Annotated in this window: 18 protein-coding genes, 1 tRNA gene and 3 pseudogenes; 15 read left to right on the forward strand and 7 right to left on the reverse strand. The window is 49.7% G+C overall.

The features are described from left to right. Positions 1–53 precede the first annotated feature (53 nt). A complete protein-coding gene (locus ACUTSU_RS17500) occupies positions 54–908 on the reverse strand; it encodes a LysR family transcriptional regulator (protein ID WP_445652898.1) in 855 nt (284 codons plus the stop codon). Positions 909–1,034: 126 nt separating this feature from the next. Between ACUTSU_RS17500 and ACUTSU_RS17505 the strand changes: the two genes are divergently transcribed. From ACUTSU_RS17505 to ACUTSU_RS17525, 5 genes are all read left to right on the forward strand, one after another. Further along, positions 1,035–2,234, forward strand: a complete 1,200-nt coding sequence (locus tag ACUTSU_RS17505) for a CynX/NimT family MFS transporter (RefSeq protein ID WP_445654446.1) — start codon at positions 1,035–1,037, stop codon at positions 2,232–2,234. Between the two features lie 76 nt (positions 2,235–2,310). After that, a complete protein-coding gene (locus tag ACUTSU_RS17510; protein WP_445652896.1) occupies positions 2,311–3,657 on the forward strand; it encodes an esterase-like activity of phytase family protein in 1,347 nt (448 codons plus the stop codon). Between the two features lie 99 nt (positions 3,658–3,756). Then, positions 3,757–3,851, forward strand: a tRNA-Sec gene (locus ACUTSU_RS17515). Between the two features lie 162 nt (positions 3,852–4,013). Beyond that, positions 4,014–5,186 (forward strand): tyrosine-type recombinase/integrase, encoded by a 1,173-nt coding sequence (locus tag ACUTSU_RS17520; protein WP_445654447.1) that lies wholly within the window; start codon positions 4,014–4,016, stop codon positions 5,184–5,186. Between the two features lie 37 nt (positions 5,187–5,223). Continuing rightward, positions 5,224–6,987 (forward strand): P-loop NTPase fold protein, encoded by a 1,764-nt coding sequence (locus ACUTSU_RS17525; RefSeq protein ID WP_445654448.1) that lies wholly within the window; start codon positions 5,224–5,226, stop codon positions 6,985–6,987. 330 nt (positions 6,988–7,317) lie between these two features. Here ACUTSU_RS17525 and ACUTSU_RS17530 read toward each other — a convergent pair whose 3' ends face one another. Together ACUTSU_RS17530 and ACUTSU_RS17535 are read right to left on the reverse strand one after the other, a co-directional pair. Further along, entirely contained in the window at positions 7,318–7,572 is a 255-nt protein-coding gene (locus ACUTSU_RS17530; protein ID WP_015376189.1) for an ogr/Delta-like zinc finger family protein, read from the reverse strand. Beyond that, entirely contained in the window at positions 7,569–8,294 is a 726-nt protein-coding gene (locus ACUTSU_RS17535; protein ID WP_439056366.1) for an NAD-dependent aldehyde dehydrogenase, read from the reverse strand. Before ACUTSU_RS17535 ends, ACUTSU_RS17530 begins: the two co-directional genes overlap by 4 nt. A 542-nt stretch (positions 8,295–8,836) precedes the next feature. On the opposite strand from ACUTSU_RS17535, the gene ACUTSU_RS17540 reads away from it, so the two are divergent. From ACUTSU_RS17540 to ACUTSU_RS17575, 8 genes are all read left to right on the forward strand, one after another. Continuing rightward, complete coding sequence (locus ACUTSU_RS17540; protein ID WP_445654449.1) at positions 8,837–9,100, forward strand: helix-turn-helix transcriptional regulator; 264 nt, start codon at positions 8,837–8,839, stop codon at positions 9,098–9,100. Then, complete coding sequence (locus ACUTSU_RS17545) at positions 9,097–9,342, forward strand: hypothetical protein (RefSeq protein WP_445654450.1); 246 nt, start codon at positions 9,097–9,099, stop codon at positions 9,340–9,342. Before ACUTSU_RS17540 ends, ACUTSU_RS17545 begins: the two co-directional genes overlap by 4 nt. Before the next feature lie 5 nt (positions 9,343–9,347). Continuing rightward, entirely contained in the window at positions 9,348–9,893 is a 546-nt protein-coding gene (locus tag ACUTSU_RS17550) for a host cell division inhibitor Icd-like protein (protein WP_419225628.1), read from the forward strand. Continuing rightward, on the forward strand, positions 9,890–10,153 hold the full coding sequence (locus tag ACUTSU_RS17555) for a hypothetical protein (RefSeq protein WP_419225629.1): 264 nt from the start codon (positions 9,890–9,892) through the stop codon (positions 10,151–10,153). The genes ACUTSU_RS17550 and ACUTSU_RS17555 overlap by 4 nt, the downstream gene beginning before the upstream one ends. Further along, positions 10,150–10,488: a DUF5375 family protein gene (locus tag ACUTSU_RS17560; protein WP_445654451.1), complete on the forward strand. Its 339-nt coding sequence runs from the start codon at positions 10,150–10,152 to the stop codon at positions 10,486–10,488. Before ACUTSU_RS17555 ends, ACUTSU_RS17560 begins: the two co-directional genes overlap by 4 nt. 12 nt (positions 10,489–10,500) lie before the next feature. Then, entirely contained in the window at positions 10,501–12,834 is a 2,334-nt protein-coding gene (locus ACUTSU_RS17565; protein WP_445654452.1) for a primase-helicase zinc-binding domain-containing protein, read from the forward strand. A 573-nt stretch (positions 12,835–13,407) separates the two neighbouring features. Continuing rightward, positions 13,408–14,349: a retron St85 family effector protein gene (locus ACUTSU_RS17570; RefSeq protein ID WP_445654453.1), complete on the forward strand. Its 942-nt coding sequence runs from the start codon at positions 13,408–13,410 to the stop codon at positions 14,347–14,349. After that, positions 14,339–15,256, forward strand: coding sequence for a retron St85 family RNA-directed DNA polymerase (locus ACUTSU_RS17575; RefSeq protein ID WP_445654454.1), 918 nt, complete (start codon positions 14,339–14,341; stop codon positions 15,254–15,256). The genes ACUTSU_RS17570 and ACUTSU_RS17575 overlap by 11 nt, the downstream gene beginning before the upstream one ends. A gap of 397 nt (positions 15,257–15,653) precedes the next feature. On the opposite strand, the gene ACUTSU_RS17580 is transcribed toward ACUTSU_RS17575, so the two are convergent. Together ACUTSU_RS17580 and ACUTSU_RS17585 are read right to left on the reverse strand one after the other, a co-directional pair. Next, complete coding sequence (locus ACUTSU_RS17580; RefSeq protein ID WP_445652887.1) at positions 15,654–16,814, reverse strand: glycosyltransferase family 9 protein; 1,161 nt, start codon at positions 16,812–16,814, stop codon at positions 15,654–15,656. Positions 16,815–17,343: 529 nt separating this feature from the next. Beyond that, positions 17,344–17,479: pseudogene (locus ACUTSU_RS17585) on the reverse strand (CHC2 zinc finger domain-containing protein); the annotation flags it as partial. Between the two features lie 208 nt (positions 17,480–17,687). Between ACUTSU_RS17585 and ACUTSU_RS17590 the strand changes: the two are divergent. Together ACUTSU_RS17590 and ACUTSU_RS17595 are read left to right on the forward strand one after the other, a co-directional pair. Beyond that, complete coding sequence (locus ACUTSU_RS17590; protein ID WP_445654455.1) at positions 17,688–17,879, forward strand: hypothetical protein; 192 nt, start codon at positions 17,688–17,690, stop codon at positions 17,877–17,879. 198 nt (positions 17,880–18,077) lie between these two features. Next, positions 18,078–18,422: pseudogene (locus tag ACUTSU_RS17595) on the forward strand (hypothetical protein). A 34-nt stretch (positions 18,423–18,456) separates the two neighbouring features. Here the strand turns inward: ACUTSU_RS17595 and ACUTSU_RS17600 are convergent. Beyond that, complete coding sequence (locus ACUTSU_RS17600; RefSeq protein WP_445654456.1) at positions 18,457–18,822, reverse strand: hypothetical protein; 366 nt, start codon at positions 18,820–18,822, stop codon at positions 18,457–18,459. After that, a pseudogene (locus ACUTSU_RS17605) lies at positions 18,819–19,574 on the reverse strand (hypothetical protein); the annotation flags it as partial. The gene ACUTSU_RS17600 and the pseudogene ACUTSU_RS17605, both read right to left, overlap by 4 nt.

A 19,574-nucleotide genomic window follows, 5' to 3' on the forward strand; every position in this document is an offset into this window, starting at 1 on the left:
GGCGGGTGTGGCCGTTATGGCTACATATGTAGCTAATCAAGCTACAGATTTCCTCACACCAACCCACAAAACGCCTTTAGCCGTTCGGCCAGCGCGGGCGTAGCGGCGGGGGCGCTGTCGCGGTAATACAGCGCCAGCTCAATGTTGTCGATCGGCGGTAAACCTTCAGCGTTGCCCAATACCCTGTGGCTGGGCAAGCGGCAACTGGCCGGCAGCAGGGTGACGCCCAGCCCGGCGGCAGACGCGGCGGTGAGTGCGGCCAGACTGGCACTGCTGTAGCCAATACGCCAGCGCTTGCCGAGGTTATCCAGCGCCTGACACAAATCATCGCGATATAACCCATTGAGCGGGAACACCGCCAGCGGTACCGGGGATTGTTCGATCGCCGGAAAGGCCTGGCTGTCCAGCCACAGCAGCGGTTCCGGCCTGGCGGCGCGCGGCGGCTGGCTGCGGCGTTGTTTAACCAAGATCAGATCCAGTTCTTCGCGGGCGTAGGCGCTGTGCAGATCGGCGCTCAGGCCGCTGGTGACGTCCAACCGCAGATGTGGATGCGCCCGGCTAAATTCCGCCAGCAGCCCGGTGGTCGGCACCGCGAAATCCTCCGGCATACCTAGCCGCAATACCCCGTCGCGCCAGATGCCGGTCAAGGCGTCGTGCGCCTCTTCATTCAGCGCTATGATGCGCCGCGCATAGCTCAACAGCTTGACGCCTTCCTCGGTCAGCAATACCTGATGAGACGAACGTTCGAACAGGGGTTTACCCAGCATTTCTTCCAACCGGCGTACCTGTTGACTGACGGTCGACTGTGACAAGAACACCCGTTCTGCGGCGCGAGTGAAGCTGTTGCTGTCGCATACTGCGACAAAGCTGAGCAGTAGCTGCGGATTGAACATCGGGTAACGATTCATTTTTCCACTGTTGGCTATTTTGTTATTTAATTTCCCAATACTAACGGGGAGGCCTAGAGTAAGGCAACGTTGCGGCCGCTACTCTGTGACCCCGCGCTCTTCATCCCGGCAGTTCAGGAATAGACCGTGTTAAATCAATTTGTTGCTCCCCTTTTCTTACGCCGCTGGTTCAACCCCCTGCTGTGGGCGCTGGTGCTGATTGGCCTGAATATGCGGCCGCTGTTGACCTCGATCGGCCCGTTGTTGCCGACGTTGCGGCAGGCCACCGGACTGAGTTTTGGCGGCGCGGCGCTGCTGACCACCTTGCCGGTACTGATGATGGGGTTGATGGCGCTGGCGGGTGGGGCGATCAACCGCCTGTTCGACGAGCGTACCAGCGTAGTGCTGAGCCTGTTGGCCATTGGCCTGGGGGCCGCCTGGCGTGAACTGGCACCGGGCAGCACGCAATTGCTGCTGAGTGCGGTGTTGGGTGGACTGGGGATTGGGGTGATCCAGGCGGTGATGCCCGGCATTATCAAACATCACTTTCTCAAGCAGATGGCACTGGTGGCCGGGCTGTGGTCGGCGGCTCTGATGGGCGGTGGTGGTCTGGGGGCGGCGATGACCCCCTGGTTGATGAGTGTCGGCCATGACTGGCACAGTGCATTGGCCTGGTGGGCGGTGCCTGCACTGGTGGCGTTAATCGCCTGGTGGCCGGTCAGCCGCGGCCTGGCACGCCTGACACCGTCCGGAACCTCCTCCGGGCCGAGCCTGTGGTTCAGCCGCCGAGCCTGGTTGCTAGGCGCATATTTTGGTTTGATCAATGGCGGCTATACCAGCCTGATCGCCTGGCTGCCGCCGTATTATATGCAGCTCGGCTGGCAGCCGCAGGCCAGCGGATCGCTGTTGGCGCTGATGACTTTCGGGCAGGTCGTCGGGGCGCTGCTGTTGCCGGCGCTGGCGCGATCGGTAGATCGACGGCCGTTATTATTGCTGGCATTAGTCATGCAGTTGATCGGCTTTATTGGCCTGATTTATCTGCCGGAGGCGTTGCCGTGGTTGTGGGTGCTGGTTTCCGGCCTGGGGCTGGGCGGCGCCTTCCCGCTGTGCCTGGTGCTGGCTCTCGATCATATTCCGCACCCGGCGGCCGCGGGGCGCTTGGTGGCCTTTATGCAGGGGGTTGGATTCCTGCTGGCGGGGGCTACGCCTTATATTTCTGGCCTGTTGCGTGATTACAGCGGCGGCTTTGTGCTGGATTGGCAAATCCATGCGCTGCTGGTGGTGGTGCTGATCGCCATCACCGGGTGCTTCCATCCGCACAGCTACCGGCGGGCGTTCGCCGAATAATATTACTGTCATTGCGGTTCCCTATAGTGACGTTGCTTTTACTTCTGGGTGATAACAACAAAAAGGGAACCAAGACATGCACATAACCAAAACCCGCCTGGCTCTGTTGGCCGGCTGTATGGCGCTGAGCACTAACCTGTGGGCGCAAGCTCAGCCGGTGCAGGCAACCCTGGCCGGGCACGCGTTACTGGCGGTGAAATCCAACGTTGCCGCACCGCAGGATGCCCCCGCCGATTTACAGCAAAGCGGTAAATACACCAGCGGCAAACGCGTGACCGAACTGGGCAGTGTGGCGGGTAAATCCGCCGATCGCATGACCGGTATTGGCCTGCCAATCAACGGGCAACCCTTGCAGGGCCATTCCGGCATCAAACATATGCCCGACGGTACCTACTGGGTGCTGACCGACAACGGTTTTGGCAGCAAGGCCAATTCACCGGACGCCATGCTGTACCTCAATCACTACAAAATCGACTTCGACAACGGCACGGTGACGCCGCTGAAAACGGTATTCCTGCACGATCCGGACAAAAATGTCCCCTTCCATATCATCAATGAGAGCACCGATAAACGTTACCTGACCGGCAGCGATTTTGACCTGGAAAGCTTCCAGTTTGCCGACAATGCCCTGTGGATTGGCGATGAGTTCGGCCCCTACCTGATTAAGGCCGATCTGAACGGTAAGGTATTGGCGGTGTTCGATACCAAGGTCGACGGCAAGGTGGTGAAGTCGCCGGATAACCCGACGCTGACCCTGCCGGGTGCACCGGACGGCAAACAGAACTTCCAGGTAGCACGTTCCAAAGGTTTTGAAGGCATGGCGGCATCACCGGATGGCAGCAAATTGTACCCGTTGCTTGAAGGCGCGCTGTGGGACGGTGAAAAATTCGAGAACATCGATGGTAAACGCTATCTGCGGGTGCTGGAATTTGACGTGAAACAACAGGCCTGGACCGGCCGCAGTTGGCAGTATGTGTTGGAAGACAACCGGAACGCTATCGGCGATTTTAATATGATCGACGCCACCCATGGCCTGGTGATCGAGCGCGATAATAACGAAGGCACGGCGGACAAAGCCTGCGCTGCGGGTGCCCCTACAGACAACTGCTTCAGTCAGGTGGCGAAGTTCAAGCGAGTATACAAAATCGCTTTTTCTGACGACAACGTCGGTAAACTGGTCGATAAACTGGCCTATATTGACCTGATGAACATTCAGGACCCAAACAAGCTGGCGCGCAAACCGCTGAATAACGGCGTGCTGACCTTCCCGTTCTTCACCATTGAAAATGTCGACGTGGTGGATGGCAGCCATATTATCGTCGGCAACGACAATAACTTCCCGTTCTCTTCCAGCCGCCAGCCGAATGTGGCGGATGAAAACGAGTTTATCCTGCTGGATGTGAAAGACTTGCTGAAGCCTTAACCCGACCTGCCTCCGGCATATGCCGGGGGCTAGCGTATTTCCCTCTTAGCGCCAAGGGTAAACTGCGCTATAATCAGCCCCTTGCTTCCTGTTGCCGAAGGAAGATCCTCGTCCCCGGTGGGGCGGCCGGACTTCAAATCCGGTTGGGGCCGCCAGCGGTCCTGGGCAGGTTCGACTCCTGTGATCTTCCGCCAAAGATTGTCCTGACAGTTCCCGATAAATCCATAAAAATACAATAAATCAATGCATTGACTGGTTTTGATGTCCGTGTAAGTCCGTGTGATACTGCCTGAATCCGTGAAAAATGTGTATAGTGATGCGTATAAAGTTTTTATACACAGAATCCACTTATACACATGCTTCTAACTGACATACAAATTCGACGCTCCAAACCGCAGGAAAAACCCTACACCCTCAACGACGGCCAAGGCCTGTCCCTTCTTATCAATACTGATGGAAGTAAAGGTTGGCGTTTTCGCTATCGCTATGCCGGAAAAGCCAAGCTGATGTCCTTTGGTACCTACCCCTTGATAACGCTGGCTGAAGCGCGAGAAAAGCGTGGGGAGGCCCGTAAGCAGGTTGCGAATGGCATTGACCCAGTAGCCGAGAAAAAGGCGCAAAAGCTCGCTCAGAAGCTTTCTGTCGAGAACTCCTTTGAAGCGATTAGCCGTGAATGGCACACGAACAAGGCTGACCGGTGGACTCTGGCTTACAGAGAAGAAATCATGCGCACCTTTGAGCAGGATGTGTTTCCGTATGTTGGTCAACGCCCCATTGTCGAAATTAAGCCGTTAGAGTTGCTGGAAGTGCTGCGGCGCATTGAGAAGCGTGGGGCATTGGAGAAGACCCGTAAGGTTCGCCAGCGATGTGGGGAGGTTTTCCGCTACGCGATTATTACCGGTAGGGCGGAATATAACCCAGCCCCAGATCTCGCCAGCGCATTAGCCGTGCCCAAGCAAAAGCACCATCCGTTCCTTTCGGCCGAGGAACTACCTTATTTTGTTAAGGACTTAGAAGGGTATACCGGTAGTATCATCACTAAGAATGCAGCGAAGATCGTTATGCTGACCGGCGTGCGCACGCAAGAAATGCGCTTTGCCACGTGGAAAGAGATCGATCTTGAGCGCGCCATCTGGGAGATCCCTGCCGAACGTATGAAAATGCGCCGCCCGCACATTGTGCCGCTATCTACTCAGGTGGTTGAACTGTTTAAACAGCTACAACCGATCACCGGTCACTATCCTTACATTTTCATTGGACGAAACAACCGCAGAAAGCCTATAAGTAAGGAAAGTGTGAATCAGGTAATAGAGCTGCTGGGATATAAGGGACGAGCCACTGGCCACGGTTTCAGGCATACGATGTCTACTATATTGCATGAACAGGGGTTTGATAGCGCCTGGATTGAGATGCAACTTGCGCATGTGGATAAGAATAGTATTCGGTGCACTTACAATCATGCTCAATACTTAGAAAAAAGATTGCATATGTTACAATGGTATAGTGATTTACTATGCCCGGAAAAGTAAATATCACAACATTCAAAAGAACAGAAAGGAATACATTATGAATAAGGAAACAATAATAAGTGTTTTGATTAGAATTTTACAAGAGCCCCGTGATGGGCTTATATTGATAAATGGAGAGTGGGGGGTCGGTAAAACTTATTTCCTACAAAGTGAATTCAAAAATTATTATACAGATGTAAGTCATTTTTATATGTCTGCGCTAGGGTTGAATAGTTTACAGGATTTCAAAGATAGAATGCTAAGCGTTACGTACTTAGACAGTCCCTCAGAAATAAATAAACTAGGGGATTTAACCGCAAGTGCTGCCTCAGCTTTTACTCAAGAAGAAAATACGGGTAAATTGACCGAGAAAATTATATCAACTTTTTCAGGGGTGATGAAAGACTATGTACTTAAGGACCTTTCGGGTGTTTTTATCATTGACGATCTTGAGCGAATCCCTCAGTCGTTACGAGATGAGATAGCGACATATTGCCTGCAAAACTATCAGAATGATAACCAGTTAGACTATATTCTAGTCGGTAATTTTTCGAAGCAAAGTAACGAGATATTAAATCATAAAGAAAAAGTCATTAGTGATGAGATATATTTTTCAATCAATAATCTTTCTGAAATATTGGAGCTAAAGTTAAGTGACGTAGAAAGTAATTGTAGAAACACAATAGCTCAAGTTATTATAGGATTTGAAGAGTCTAATTTACGCATTATCAATAGAATAATTGTGAAACTTTTACCTTTAATAAAAAGCTCAACTTCTGGAAATGAAATATCAGACATAGACATTAAAAATTTAGTGAGCTCACTTTGTGCTCATATAATACTTAAAGAAAAATTTTCCTATCAGGAAAGTGATTTTCATGAGAATTACATTACATCATCGTTAAAAACGCTTACTGTTAAATCCGAGAAGGAGTCAGGTAAGATAAGCAAGGAAGAAAGTAATTTATTAAACATTACAGCCTACAAATCCTACAATAATAACATGGTTCCATATTGCTTTAATGTAATATCTCAGAAAGATATTCTTCCATATATTTTTATTACAAATAAACATCTAGAAAGAAAAGATTATGCTGCATTAGTACAACCGGAGTTGTGTAAAATCTCTGAAAAAGATTACTTAGACGAGATTGAAAGTGTTATATTAAAAACGAACTCTCCAAAACTTTCAGTTTGGTTAACAGCTACATCTAACTACCTTAGGCTACTTGAGTCAAAATACATTCAGAGAATCAAGGGTTTGAGTAATAAAAAAATTGAAGAAAAAAAATTGAGCTTTAGTGAAGATGAAGTAAAAGCATATTTTCGTGAGACCCATCCAAATGTTGATGATATCCCATCTCATGTTTTAAGAAGAGATGGTAATGATTTATACAATTTCTTTCTTACTAAATACAGTGAGATAATGGATAAAGAAAAAATAAAAGAACTAAGAGAGAAAATGATTAATGGAGGGTGGATCGCGATAGATATAGATATATATCAATCAAAGTTCAAATTCAAACTTCTCGAAACTTTAGATGTAAAAATAATCATTGACGCTATAAAGAACACTTGGTCTATTCACGATATTAAGACATTTTCCGATCACCTATCATCTCAATATAATTTCTCAAATCTTGCTGATTTTCTCTCAGGTGAGTTGCCATATCTTAAGAAACTGTACTCCGGTTTAAATTCTTACCAAAGAAAAATTCCAAACTCTTTCCGGCGAGGTGCAATTATTGAACTGACAAATTGTGTTAAACGCGTGAAAGAATCTCTGGAGGGTAGTATTTCTATAAAAGCTGACTCCCCGTAGAATACATCTACCAAACGCTTATAATTACATGGGCTTTATTTTTTATAATAAGCCCTAGAAATTAAAGAGTTTATGTATATGCGCGCAATACTATCCCCGCCTCGCCTGCGCACTTCATGTGTCGCTTTTCATGCAGTTGCATGAATGGCCGCAGGCCGCGCCGGTACTGGTGCGGCAGGGGATGAAAAGTGCATTTTCTTGCATGCAAAATCATGCACCCTATGCATGCACGCGCAATTTGTGGCTGGCTAGCCAGGAAAAAGGCTGTTTTGGGCGAGGCGAAAGAGGGATGCCCCGCGATGCTGTCGAGAGCGGCGGGGCGGAGAATGCTTAGTGCAAGGTAGGATTGCTGTTGTAACGGCGATAGCGGTTCAACGTCCGTTTCTCCGGCGGTGGCAAGGCATTCTCATCGACCGGTTGCGCTTGTATCGGCTGGCACAGGATTTTATCGACGCTTTCCACCGTCTTGAATGTGCAAGAACAGGTCAGGCTCTGACATTGGTAATACGCCTCTTTCGTCCGCTCCGTGATATAGCGACTGGTGCGGGTATAGGATGCATGGGTGCACAGCGGGCAGCGCATCATGATTTGGCCCCCTTCTGCTGCAAGCGTTGACGTTTTTCCTTCAGTTCTGCGACAGCCTGCATGCGTTTGGCTGGACTTCTTTGCAGTTCCGGCAATGCGCCCGTTTCTTCCGGTATCGTCAGGCCAATCTCATTAAGCACCGGGTGGTCGATATTTTGCTGTGCCATGGCAACGTGAATACGGCCTTGTAGCGTTCCCAGTACCTGTTGCTCAATCATTTTCATCGGATTGTCCGCATAGACGCCGTAAGCCCGTGAAGCCAGTGCACACGCCTTGATAACGTCAGGGCTGATAAGCGCTGTGCTCAGCGCATCCACGGCCTGATGCATCGCGTGAGCTGCAAAGGTCGTGAGGGCGTCTTTGTGCGCGTTCACCACCTTCGGGGCTGTGCCGCCGCAGTTGAGGTGAAGCTGCATTTTGTCCAGCTCCATCTCCTCAATCAGGCCGTCGAACTCTTTCGCCAGCTCCCGCTTGGAAATCCGGCTGTGGTGCTGCGCTTGCAGTTCCGGCGTCATTTCTCCGCGCAGTTTGCGAAACAGGGTGCGCCACTGGCTTTCTGCCTCCTGGCTCTGCACTTCGGTGTCTTTCTTCTGTTGGTGGCAGCGGGCAATGCCGGTTACGACGTCGGTCAATGCCTGGTAGTTTTTGTCGTGGGCGGCGCGAGCGTCACGCAGGGCTTGCAGTTTATCGGTGATGTATTTCGGTAAGGCGGTGGTGCTCATGGTCATGTCTCCGGTGTCAGTCAATGTGAAGCTATTCTGCTGACCGCCGTACAACATCGCCATTCATCCCGGTTGGACTGTCCCCAGGACAACAGCCCCGAGCACTGATGAGAAAACCATCAAGCCATTTTTAGTTTTACCTAAAACTATTCACTACTGTTCACCTAAAGAAAAAATATAGATAAATCAGTAAATAAAAGGGTGAACACTTCTCACTAAACTCTTCACCCAGTGTTCACCACTGTTCACCCGGCCCAAGACGTCCTTTTCCCTGGCTAGCGGTGTTTGGCGGTTTTTCCCTATTAATCAACCGTCCATTCATCGTTCAGGCTTTCCGGCCGGTTTGCCAACAACGGTCAATAAATGCCAATAAAGGTCAGTATCGGCCAACGTTGTCCACTTGATTGAAAAATAAGCATAAAATCTGTTCCACCACACAACAACACCTTGTTGCCACCCCGGTAAATATTCACATAATAGGGCGCTACCGAAGTTCACACAGTCCCGGCCAGCGTTGGCCGGACACAAAGAGGTAGCGTTTTATGTTGACCGTTTCCACCCCCGCCACATCCACTCTGTCGCCGGTGCTCCCTGGCGGTTACACCCCGCGCGAGCGCTTTATCCGCCTGCCGGAAGTGCTCTACACCACCGGTCTATCCCGCTCCACCGTGTACGAGATGATGAGCCGCCGGCAGTTCCCGGCTCAGGTCTCCCTCGGCGGTAAAAACGTCGCCTGGCTGGCCTCCGAGGTCGAGCAGTGGATGGACGAACGTATCGCTAACCGTCACCAGGGGGCCGCCGCATGATGCAGCTAACCTTTGGTCGCCAGCATTTCACCCTTGATGAGCGCGACGCGCTGTTTGTGGCGGAAGCTATTCTGTTGCAGCGTAAAGAGCCTGGCGTCGTCTTGCCGGAGCACCGCAGTGAAAAACACGGCGTTATCCGTCTGGCGAGTCGCCAGGCTGAACCGCGCCTGTTCCGTGCCGGGCCGATCCCCTTGACCGATGCGGGAGCCGATACCCGCAATGACCAGCTTACCGACTGTTGATCACTATGCGATCGATTGAACATCCGGGGGTGTCTTACCGCTTGCCCCCGCGTCCGGCCCTGCGCTATAGTCCCCCCGCTGTCGCACAATCGGCAGCCGGGCGTAGGAACCCGTGTTACTTATTGGCGACACAACACGCGCCATGCGTGTTTTTTTATGTCGTGGCCTTAGTGCGCTCATTTTTTGCACAGTGGTTTATATGCTACTGTGGCTATCAAACAATGGTGGCTCAGGCGGGGCAGCCTTCGGGCTGGCCGGTTTCCAATAAGGCCGGTATTCCTACCCCCGTCTGGGCTACCACCCATAAGCGTAGGAACTTCGGTGGTAGCAATAACCAATACTTATTGGAGGCTGCCACCATGGCTACTATCCTCACCCCGACTCACCCTGAATTCTGTTTCCTGTTTGCTGCCATTCGCCGTACTGCTCTGACGGCAACCCCGTGCATGCTGCGCACCGTGGCGGATTCCGAGCGCAGCGCCCGCCGCCTACTGGCGCGTGACTACATTCTGTCGTTTGCGGGCCGTCTGCCCGTACAGGGGGTGGCATGAATACGCTGGCTGCCCGTTTCCACAGTGAAACCTTCTATCCTATTCCGCATGCTGATTTCCTGCGTCTTCAGCACGCGCATTCTACCGGCGTGCTGTTCCTCGACATGCTGGACACGCTTGAATCGACCGGCCAGCGCCCAGACGCCGCTCAGAAAGCCGCCTTTGCATCAGTCATTGCCGTTCTCACTGACCAGCTCGGACAGATCGTCAAAACCTGTGACTCCCACATTCTCGCCAGCATGGAGGCTTCCGCCGCATGAACACCCTACAATCTTGTTTACCCGTTGAAGTCCGTACTGCCGTTTACCGCCGTGCATTGGCCCATGCCTATCTCGATACCTGCGCCTTTTACCGGGTGACCGCCGGCTACACGCTGGATGAGCTGCAAATGGCGATTGCGATGGACATTGAGGGCTACTTTGTTCGCCAGCACGGCGCGGAGGTGGGCATGGATATGGCCTGCACGATGCTCAGTGACATGGTGCAGCCGGATATTCTGGTGGCGCCGCCACGCCTGACCACGCTCGGCCAAAAGATGATGGATGAGCTGTGCTGTGGCCGGATGGCCGTCACCTGTAACACCACCGTGCACTGAGGAGGCAAAACAATGACCGCATTAAGCGTTTCTCACACCTCACGTGCAGCAACCGGCCACTGGCCGGTTTTACTTCCCGCGCTGGGCATTCACATCCTCGCAGGAGGTCGGGCGCAGCCCTGCCCGGTTTGCGGCGGCAAAGACCGTTTTCGCTTTGATAATCTGCAGGGACGTGGCACATGGTTTTGTAACCAGTGCGGCGGTGGTGATGGCCTGAATCTGGTCGAAAAAGCGCTGGCCGTGACCGCCAAGGAGGCCGCTGTGAAGGTGGCCGGAGCATTGGGTGAGCCATCGGGCAGTGCGTTGCCCGAATACAATCCCCAACAGGAACAGCAGGACAAAGCGCAGGCGCGAAATAACGCAGCGCAGCAGGCAAGACAACTGCTCGCCAGCGCCCGGCAGCAGGCCGGAAATGCCTACCTGACAGCCAAAGGCTGGCCGGATAGCGACACCCTGACATTACAGGGGCCATCGCTGCGCGTGGGCGGTATCACTTACCAGCCCGGCGACCTGCTGGTCCCCCTGACCGACAGCGCCGGGGAGGTGGTCAACGTCCAGTTAATCAACGCCGCAGGCGATAAGCGCACGCTGGCAGGGGGGCAAATAAAACATGCCTGCCACTTCCTGCCGGGGCAGGATAATGCCGTTATCTGGCTGACCGAAGGCTACGCCACCGGCCTGACCGTGCATGAACTGACCGGAGAAAGTGTCTGTGTCGCGCTCAGCGCCAATAACCTGCCCGCCATGGCGCAGCAGTTGCGCGCTAACTATCCTGATGCGCTGTTACTGTTGGCGGCCGACAATGACGAGAACGGCACAGGCCAAACCCGCGCCGCCGAGGCTGCGCAACTGAGCGGCGGCAAACCGGCGCTACCACCAGAGGTGGGCGACTGGAACGACGTATACCAGCAACAGGGCAAGCTGGCCGCGCTTGCGCAGTTGGCGGCCTTTAGCCAGCCCAAGCAACCCAGCCCGTTTGATACGCTCAGCGACGCTGACCTGAAAGCCCTGAGCGCCAGTGAAAAGGCCGAACTGTTGGCGGAGCACTACCAGCACCTGCTGGCCGTGCCACTGGTCGGTGAAGACCTGTGCCGCTATGAAAATGGCGCATGGCAGGTGTTGCCGTACCGGGTCCTCAGCCGCGAGATTGCCGCGCTGTTCCAGAAAATCCGCGCGCCGTTCTCAGCAGCAGGTATCAACAGCATTCTGGACACGCTCAGGCTGATGGTGCCGCAAATGGGCACGCCGGCACGGCACCTGATTGGCTTTCGTAACGGGGTATTTGATACCACCACCGGGCAATTCAGCGCACACCAGAAAACGCACTGGCTGCGCACCGTCAACAGCGTGGACTACACGCCGCCCAAGGCCGGGGAAAATCTGGCCGACCACGCCCCGCACTTCTGGCGCTGGCTGACCCGCGCTGCCGGGCAGCAACCCGACAAGCAGGCGCGTATTCTTGCCGCGCTGTTTATGGTGCTGGCGAACCGCTATGACTGGCAACTGTTCCTTGAGGTCACCGGGCCGGGCGGCAGCGGCAAAAGCGTGATGGCCGCAATAGCCAGCCTGCTGGCAGGGAAAGACAACACCACCTCGGCCACCATTGATACGCTGGAATCCTCACGGGAGCGCGCTTCCGTGGTCGGGTTTTCGCTGATTATCCTGCCTGACCAAGAGAAATGGAGCGGTGACGGCGCGGGCATCAAAGCGATCACCGGCGGTGATGCGGTGGCTATCGACCCTAAATACCGTGATGCCTACTCAACGCACATTCCGGCGGTGATTCTGGCGGTGAATAACAATCCGATGCAGTTCAGTGACCGCAGCGGCGGGGTGTCCCGTCGCCGGGTGATCCTGCCGTTCCCGGAAGTGATACCGGCCCATGAACGTGACCCGCAGTTGCTGGCAAAAATCACCGGTGAATTGGCGGTGATCGTGCGCCACCTGATGCAGCGTTTTGCCGCGCCCAATGACGCACGCGTATTACTCGAGGCCCAACAGAACTCCGATGAAGCGCTGGAGATTAAACGCAGTGCCGATCCGCTGGTCGATTTTTGTGGCTATCTGCTGGCGGTCAGTGCGCCTGACGGCCTCTATATCGGTAATGCCAACATTACCCCGGCGAACCCACGCAAATACCTGTATCACGCGTACCTCTCTTACATGGAGGCGCGGGGACACAAGTACCCATTGAATCTGACCGCGTTCGGGCGTGCAGTGCCGCAAACCCTGCGTGAGTATGAAATCGCGCTGTTGAAACGCAAGACCAATCAGGGGATGCAGACCAACCTGATATTGAGCGAAGACTGCGAAGCCGACTGGCTCCCCAAGTGTGAAATGCGCTAAGCGAATAGCGACACGATCGTTTCTGCCGATCAATAGGCGGTTATTGATCTGCCGAACCCATTGGACGCTGTTGTGCGGGGCCGCTTATAGTCGTTCTGTATAAACCGCATACACCCAACACCGGGGAACCCCGTAGCGGTGACTACTCAGGCCTGCATTGCAGGCCTTTTCTCTGCCTGAAATTTCTCACTGTCGCTCACCCACAGCGCAATAAATCACCGGCTCGGGCCGGTAATTTGCATTTTGGGGTCTGACTGTTCACTGTGAGTGACCAGTTAGTGCAAACTCATCACCAACTAATCACTGGTTAATTTATTGTTTTTAAACAACTAAAACCAAAAGTGAACACTGTGAACAGTTTTTCTATAAATCTTTTTAAACAAATTTTTGAAGACGCTACATTAACATGCTAGCTTAATCATACCCTTAGTTAGAGAGTGCCTAGTGTGCTTTCTTGTGGTTGGTGTATAGCCGACCCGATTCTATTGTTTGGTTTCTCACCGCAAGATCCTGAGGCGTCCTCTGGACACCTCCCGAGCTTGCGTCTCGTGACCTGTGTAAGGGTAATACTGAATGTGGATAAATCATCCTAAGTATAAAAGTGCGCGTAAGGATTTCATTGCTAAATTTTCAGCGAGTGAATTAACTCAGTTAAGCTACTATCTCCCTAAGATTCTGTTCATTTGTGGTGGCGAGGAGAAATCGTGTAAGAATCGTGGAATCCTTGAGGATTATATAAAGAAACACCATAAGGAATATCTTACTTTTAGAGCCGAGTTAGCTTGGGATGTAATTAGTAATAGTGAAAGCAGTAGAAATGTAAATGCCTTAGCCTTGGAGGAATGGTTAGCAGATTTCTCTGATGTGGTCATAATTCTCGTTGAAAGCTATGGAACGGTTGCTGAATTAGGTGCATTCTCGTTAAGTGATGGTCTTCGAAAGAAACTTTTACCTATATTAGATAAAAAGTTTGAAAGAGATACATCTTTTATTAATACAGGGCCAGTAATGTGGGTGAATAATGATTCAAAATTCAAGCCTGCAATTTACACGGACTTCTCAACCATTTTGACATGCATTCCTAGCGTGAATGAGAGGTTGGATAGGAAATCACGACCATCACTTTCTGATGAAAATAAATATGGTGAATATCGATATTCACCAAAAGTTTTACTATTCTTTCTTTTATATGTAATTGCTTCTCTTGGGCCAATATCCTCTCAAGAAATTTCCGCATTATCGTCTGAGTTAATTGGATTTAAAGAAAAGTCTAGAGGAAAAGATACTATCGGTTTTATGCTATCTCTTGGAATAGCATTAGGTTTATTTAAAGTCTCACGATGTGATAAAGAATCATATTTTTCTTGTGTGGATTTCGAAAAATTTTTCAATCACGAGTCAACAAATAAACTACTTGAGAGTATTTTAAAAAGTCGAGCCAGAGCTTTGTCTAATCTTATTCTCATCAAGGACTTTAAAGAAAAATTAAGGGTGGTGATGAAAAATGCTTCTTGATTATCTTTCTAGCAGTTTAGTTCTGACTAATGATTTCGTATTGATGATCGCAAATACGGCTAATGATAGATACAATAAATTCAGCATACCAAAGAAAAATGGTGGGGTAAGAGTTGTTTATCAACCACAAAAAGAGCTGAAGCTACTACAACGTGTACTACATGATGATTTTTTAGGGAAAATAAAACTCCACCCTAGATGTACGGCATATTGTAGAGGATCTTCTGTTTTAAAAAATGCTAACATTCATAAAGATAATAAATTTCTACTAAGGTTAGATCTTGTTGATTTTTTTAAATCTATAACCTCAAATGACATTCTCCTTTTCCTTAGTGAAAATAAATCCGAGTTAAAAGGTATTTGGTCAGAAGAGGATTTTGAATTATTATTGAAGATCGTTTGCTACAAAGGAAGGTTAACCATGGGGGGAGTTACATCTCCAGTTATATCAAATCTTGTTTGCTCAAAATTGGATATGAAATTATATGACCTTTGTGCTTCTCTTGGTGTGACTTACAGTCGATATGCTGATGACATGTACTTCTCGACTAATAAAAAAGATGTGCTTTTCAGCATGCCTAATCAGCTTATAAAATTATTGAGAACACTGGAATACCCCAGCAGATTAATTTTAAATACATCAAAGACAAAACACTCTTCGAAAAAAAGAAAGATGTCCATTACAGGATTAGTGATAACAAATGATGGGAAAATTTCTCTTGGTAGAGATAAGAAAAGAGAAATAAGAACACTAGTTTTTAAGTGGGATTCGCTAACAGATGATAAAAAGAAGTACCTACAAGGATATTTATCATACTGCGCTAGTGTAGAGCCGCTTTTTATTAACTCACTATGCGTAAAATTTAGCTCTGCAGTTATCAGTAAAATCCAAAGTTTCACCTCTTGATTTCCTCAAATCGCTCCGAAGGTGCCCATGCTTGCCCTCTTAGAGCACAAGTGGGCTTGTGTATATTTTTTTGTATATACCAACATGTTAATTTTATTTTTTAATTTTAATTTCATGTGGTTAATTGGTTTTTTGGACTCCTGTGATCTTCCGCCAATCAATATCTCCCACACTCTCCTGAATTCAATAAAACGCCCGTAATAACTGGGTTAAATGTTTATTCTTGTCTCCGGAGCTCAACCGGATTCTACCTACATCAATAAATATTTGGGGGTGCTTTAGGGGGTGCAAAATTGTATGCTGTTTTCTGGCACCCCCAGACTATGCGGTAACCCATTATTCCTCTGACTTGGCTGTGCTACTACAATCTTAACATCAGTGTCGAGGTGTCTAAGATTCAAGGATCCATTCTATTTAGATACCCGCACCTCCGTGCCTCTTGTAATATAAGATCGGGAACGTTTTCCACATCAGATATCTTTCTATTATTAACAATAATCTGACTCGCTTCTTTATAACCTGGCGCCCACAAGTCATTATTGTCAGTTATGTTTTTGTAAACAGAAATTAATGGTTTTTTCCATGCGGCAGAGATATGTACAATCGAAGTGTCTGGAGAAATAACCAGATCAACTTTTCTAATCAGCTCCATGACGTGATGCAGTGAGTTAAATGGATTTATAACAACATTATCGGGAAGATGTACATCCAGTTCCTTCCTATGATCAAGAATAATAAAAATTATGTTATCTAACTTTTTGCTAAACATCTCAATAGTTTGAGATAATTGTTCTTGAGATAAATTCCTTTCTGGACTTCCAGTGAAAGCGTTAATAACGATTTTCACTTTATCTTCCCATGCGCTTAAGTACTCTTGCACTTCAAAAGTAATCTCTGTAGGGATATGCAAGTCATAGGCGTGACGATTTTTAAAGTCAAGAGCCATGTTATATGCCACCAAGGAAATGGCTTTTGTCACATGCTCCTTACCATTCTTAAATGAAATGGATTTGCTGTAGTGATTCATACAACCCCATTTATTGAACCCAAGAACACCCTTTGCGTTTATGTCCCGAAAAAGCATCATTCTATGTACAGGGATATCAAACAAACAAAGATCAACCACTAGATCATAATTATTTTCACGTAATAATTTAATTGTTGAGTCTGCAACTGTGTGGCTAAAGCTTTTTAAAAATACTTCATTATTACAGTCCCCAGCCTCGTAGACATGCCTGACATAGGGGTTGTATTTCATAGCTACGCTACTTGATTTTGTAAGCAATAAATCTACTTTATAACCCGACTCATAAAGGCACTTCACTAGTGGCGTTGAAACCACAACATCTCCGATTGTTCCTTCATTGCGAAGGAGCAGTACAGTTTTGATTACTTTGATATCAAAATTGCTTTTTCTACGCTTATCCCAGATAAGCTTTGCAATATAAATCTTAATATTAAGCTTTACTTCCTTGAAGTAGTAATTTCGTTTCCTGTTCCACTCCCTTAACTTCTTGAAACGACCACTTGAAATAGAAATTTCCAAATCCTTACTCACAACTTCCTCCACTTTTCATATGGGATCGCTCATTAACACATGAGAGAAGTATCTTGTTAACTACCGAACTGTCGATACAGATAGCAATATCGAGTATTTGAACTATGTGCCATTTGGTTCTCATTACCTGGAAAGGTTGTCCGCGGCATTGTGGACTCTAAATAGTAGGCAGAGCAGTAAAAATAAATCAATTAAATCTGTATTATTTTTTTACTGGCTTACTTCCTTGTATCTAACAGTTTTGTACACCCAGTCATTGACTGGGATCAGACCACTATTCTTCGGGTGGGTGGGATACTTACAACAGCTCGCCTGTGGCCCGGTGAACCGTCTGCCGGGCCCGGGCTGGCGAGGCGGAGAGGAGCAAGGAGGTATGACTGCGACCCGCCGCAGACAGACGCAGCCGGGCGGGTATTAAGCCTTTCAGCTGAGGCCGTCAGGCAGACAACCCTTACAGCGCCCTGGTCACTGTGCAGGGTGCTGGCCGTGGCGGTGATGCTGCCGTCCTGTGCTACCACAGTGACGCCGTCGCGCCCGCTGAACGCACGCAGCCGCAACACCGCTTTGGGAAGCGAGAAGCCTTCCGTTTTCATCAGCCAGTCAACCACCGACCCCGCCGCACCACAGCCGAAGCAGTGGAACAGGTTCTTCTCCGGCGAGATAACGGTAAAAACGACGATGGCCGCTCCTGTTTCCAACGAAGAACAACTTTTTATGGCTGCGCTGGGCAAGCGCATGACAGAACTCCGTAAGGCTTCTGGCATGACGCAGTCACAGATGGCACTCGCGCTTAATGTTTCACAACAGGCGGTATAGTCCTGAGAAGCTGGCAGAGGCCGGATACAGATATCCGTCCTGCCTGCTGTAGCGAAGTTGCTTTCGGTTTCTCTGGAAGGGGGGCTGGGCGAAGAGACAGCACACACCCCGCGCAAGCGCGGCCCGGCCTCGCGACTTGAGCAGCAAATTGAGGTAATCAGTCAGTTACCGAAGGTCCGGCAGAAGATGGCCACTGAGATGCTCGACGCGGTGATTGCACAAGCGCAGCAACAGGAGACTGGCAGCTAACAAGCGGATTTTTAGCGCGGGTTGACGGTGCAGCAACACCGACAGCCCGCTGACCACAACAACTAGTAAGGTGTTGATTATGGCAGAGCAACACAGCTCACCCTCAAGGAGCGTTGGCTGGAGCCGCTCGGATTTATCACCGGCCAGCAGATCGGGTCAGTTGATCATCCGCATCGCACCCGCCACGGAGGGCGCCCTATGAACATTACCTTTACCCCCGAACCGATCCCCGAACTGACGATCGCTGGCGTTGAACTGGCCGAGCTGGGTTTTGGACTCGGTGAACCGGTGCAGCTTGCACTCAGATACGATGGCCTGTGGATCACCATTGTCACCGATGATGCCACCTGGGAAGCCCTCTGTGAGGCCAGCCAGTACCGCCCGGATCTGGGCGCGGACTGGGTACGCCAGAGCGGTGGGCTGGTGATTGGTGGGGATTAGCTCACCGAGTCTGGGATCACCAACGCGGAACAACTGGAAGTCACCGCCGCGCCCGGAGTGCTCCGGTTGCGGCGGCGGGAAGTGGAGGTTTTTAGGGTTTAGATATAAGAACCCCGGCCATTGGCCGGGATTCGTTTTACTTAATGGGATAGTTGTAATGCTCTGGGATTTTATAATCTTCCGGGAAATGTCTCCCATTAGGAAGTTTGAAAAACCTGTCAATATCCTCAGTGGTTTGATAAAAAACTCCATATATCCCAGATAAAAAAGTTGATATACGTAGCAAAGCTGCTTGCATTGCTAATTCATCGTTATTTTCTTTTGCATTAAAGAATAACTCGATTGTTAAGTTAAGATTTTTTATGCTGCTCTGAATGCTATCAACGATTGAATAATCTTTTTCCAAATAAAGATTATCCATCTCAAGCTCTTTTCCCTCTTGCTGCTTTAATAGCTCCAAGTAAGCATCTTTAAACTTATCTAACATACTGATATCAATCATTTTGGTAACCTTCGACCTTCAGCTTTGGCAGCTTTAGTTTTTGCGTCATTAAATGAACCATCAAGATTAAGGACCGCCCTCACTTTTGTTCCTGTACTATCAAAGACCTCTATATGGTCCTTATGTTTAGCATCTAAATAAAACTGATCACCTTTCTGAATATAATCACCTACGGGCTTATTTGCCTGATAGACACTTTGCCCCTGATATTGCTTACTGGTTTTTTTGGATAGTTCTTTGATTTCACTACCAAAGCCTGGTTGCTTAAGGAATTCACTCATATTGCCAACTGCCCCGGCATTTGGCACATGCGGAACTTTCTTACCCGGCAATATTATCCCGGCCAGCATCCCGCCCGTGGCTTCCAGCGCAAGCTGATTTCCTTCAGACGCCTGTACTATTGTGTCTTTCACCGACGACCAGGTTTCACTACTCATCAGCGCTTTCACGCTGTCCGCTACCGCCTGGTTCTTCCCGGCCAGGTCATTCAGCGCCGTGCCGCAGTAACTATCCCCGGTGGCACATGACGCCAGCGCCATTGCCGCATCAGCTGCATAATCCGCTCCACCTAATGCTGCATCGCCTGTATCCGCAAGACCGCTAATTATCGCATTCGCGATGGAAGACGTTGTGCCCTCACCAAGCTTATCCCTGACCTGATTTTTCAGGGATTCCGCGACCTGTTTAACCGTTTCACGGGATTTGTCACCGCTAAGCGAGTTATTCTCCACAGCATTCTTGCCTGCCTGCCT

It is taken from the genome of Serratia sp. NA_13 (assembly GCF_052691735.1).

Bases quoted from the DNA above. Each gene is read 5' to 3' on its own strand.
- ACUTSU_RS17540 (WP_445654449.1), top strand. From the start codon at position 8,837: ATGTTGACCGTTTCCACCCCCGCCACATCCACTCTGTCGCCGGTGCTC.
- ACUTSU_RS17525 (WP_445654448.1), top strand. From the start codon at position 5,224: ATGAATAAGGAAACAATAATAAGTGTTTTGATTAGAATTTTACAAGAG.
- ACUTSU_RS17520 (WP_445654447.1), top strand. From the start codon at position 4,014: ATGCTTCTAACTGACATACAAATTCGACGCTCCAAACCGCAGGAAAAA.
- ACUTSU_RS17600 (WP_445654456.1), bottom strand. From the start codon at position 18,822: ATGATTGATATCAGTATGTTAGATAAGTTTAAAGATGCTTACTTGGAG.
- ACUTSU_RS17510 (WP_445652896.1), top strand. From the start codon at position 2,311: ATGCACATAACCAAAACCCGCCTGGCTCTGTTGGCCGGCTGTATGGCG.
- ACUTSU_RS17550 (WP_419225628.1), top strand. From the start codon at position 9,348: ATGCGATCGATTGAACATCCGGGGGTGTCTTACCGCTTGCCCCCGCGT.
- ACUTSU_RS17530 (WP_015376189.1), bottom strand. From the start codon at position 7,572: ATGATGCGCTGCCCGCTGTGCACCCATGCATCCTATACCCGCACCAGT.
- ACUTSU_RS17560 (WP_445654451.1), top strand. From the start codon at position 10,150: ATGAACACCCTACAATCTTGTTTACCCGTTGAAGTCCGTACTGCCGTT.
- ACUTSU_RS17555 (WP_419225629.1), top strand. From the start codon at position 9,890: ATGAATACGCTGGCTGCCCGTTTCCACAGTGAAACCTTCTATCCTATT.
- ACUTSU_RS17570 (WP_445654453.1), top strand. From the start codon at position 13,408: ATGTGGATAAATCATCCTAAGTATAAAAGTGCGCGTAAGGATTTCATT.
- ACUTSU_RS17575 (WP_445654454.1), top strand. From the start codon at position 14,339: ATGCTTCTTGATTATCTTTCTAGCAGTTTAGTTCTGACTAATGATTTC.
- ACUTSU_RS17545 (WP_445654450.1), top strand. From the start codon at position 9,097: ATGATGCAGCTAACCTTTGGTCGCCAGCATTTCACCCTTGATGAGCGC.
- ACUTSU_RS17535 (WP_439056366.1), bottom strand. From the start codon at position 8,294: ATGAGCACCACCGCCTTACCGAAATACATCACCGATAAACTGCAAGCC.
- ACUTSU_RS17565 (WP_445654452.1), top strand. From the start codon at position 10,501: ATGACCGCATTAAGCGTTTCTCACACCTCACGTGCAGCAACCGGCCAC.
- ACUTSU_RS17500 (WP_445652898.1), bottom strand. From the start codon at position 908: ATGAATCGTTACCCGATGTTCAATCCGCAGCTACTGCTCAGCTTTGTC.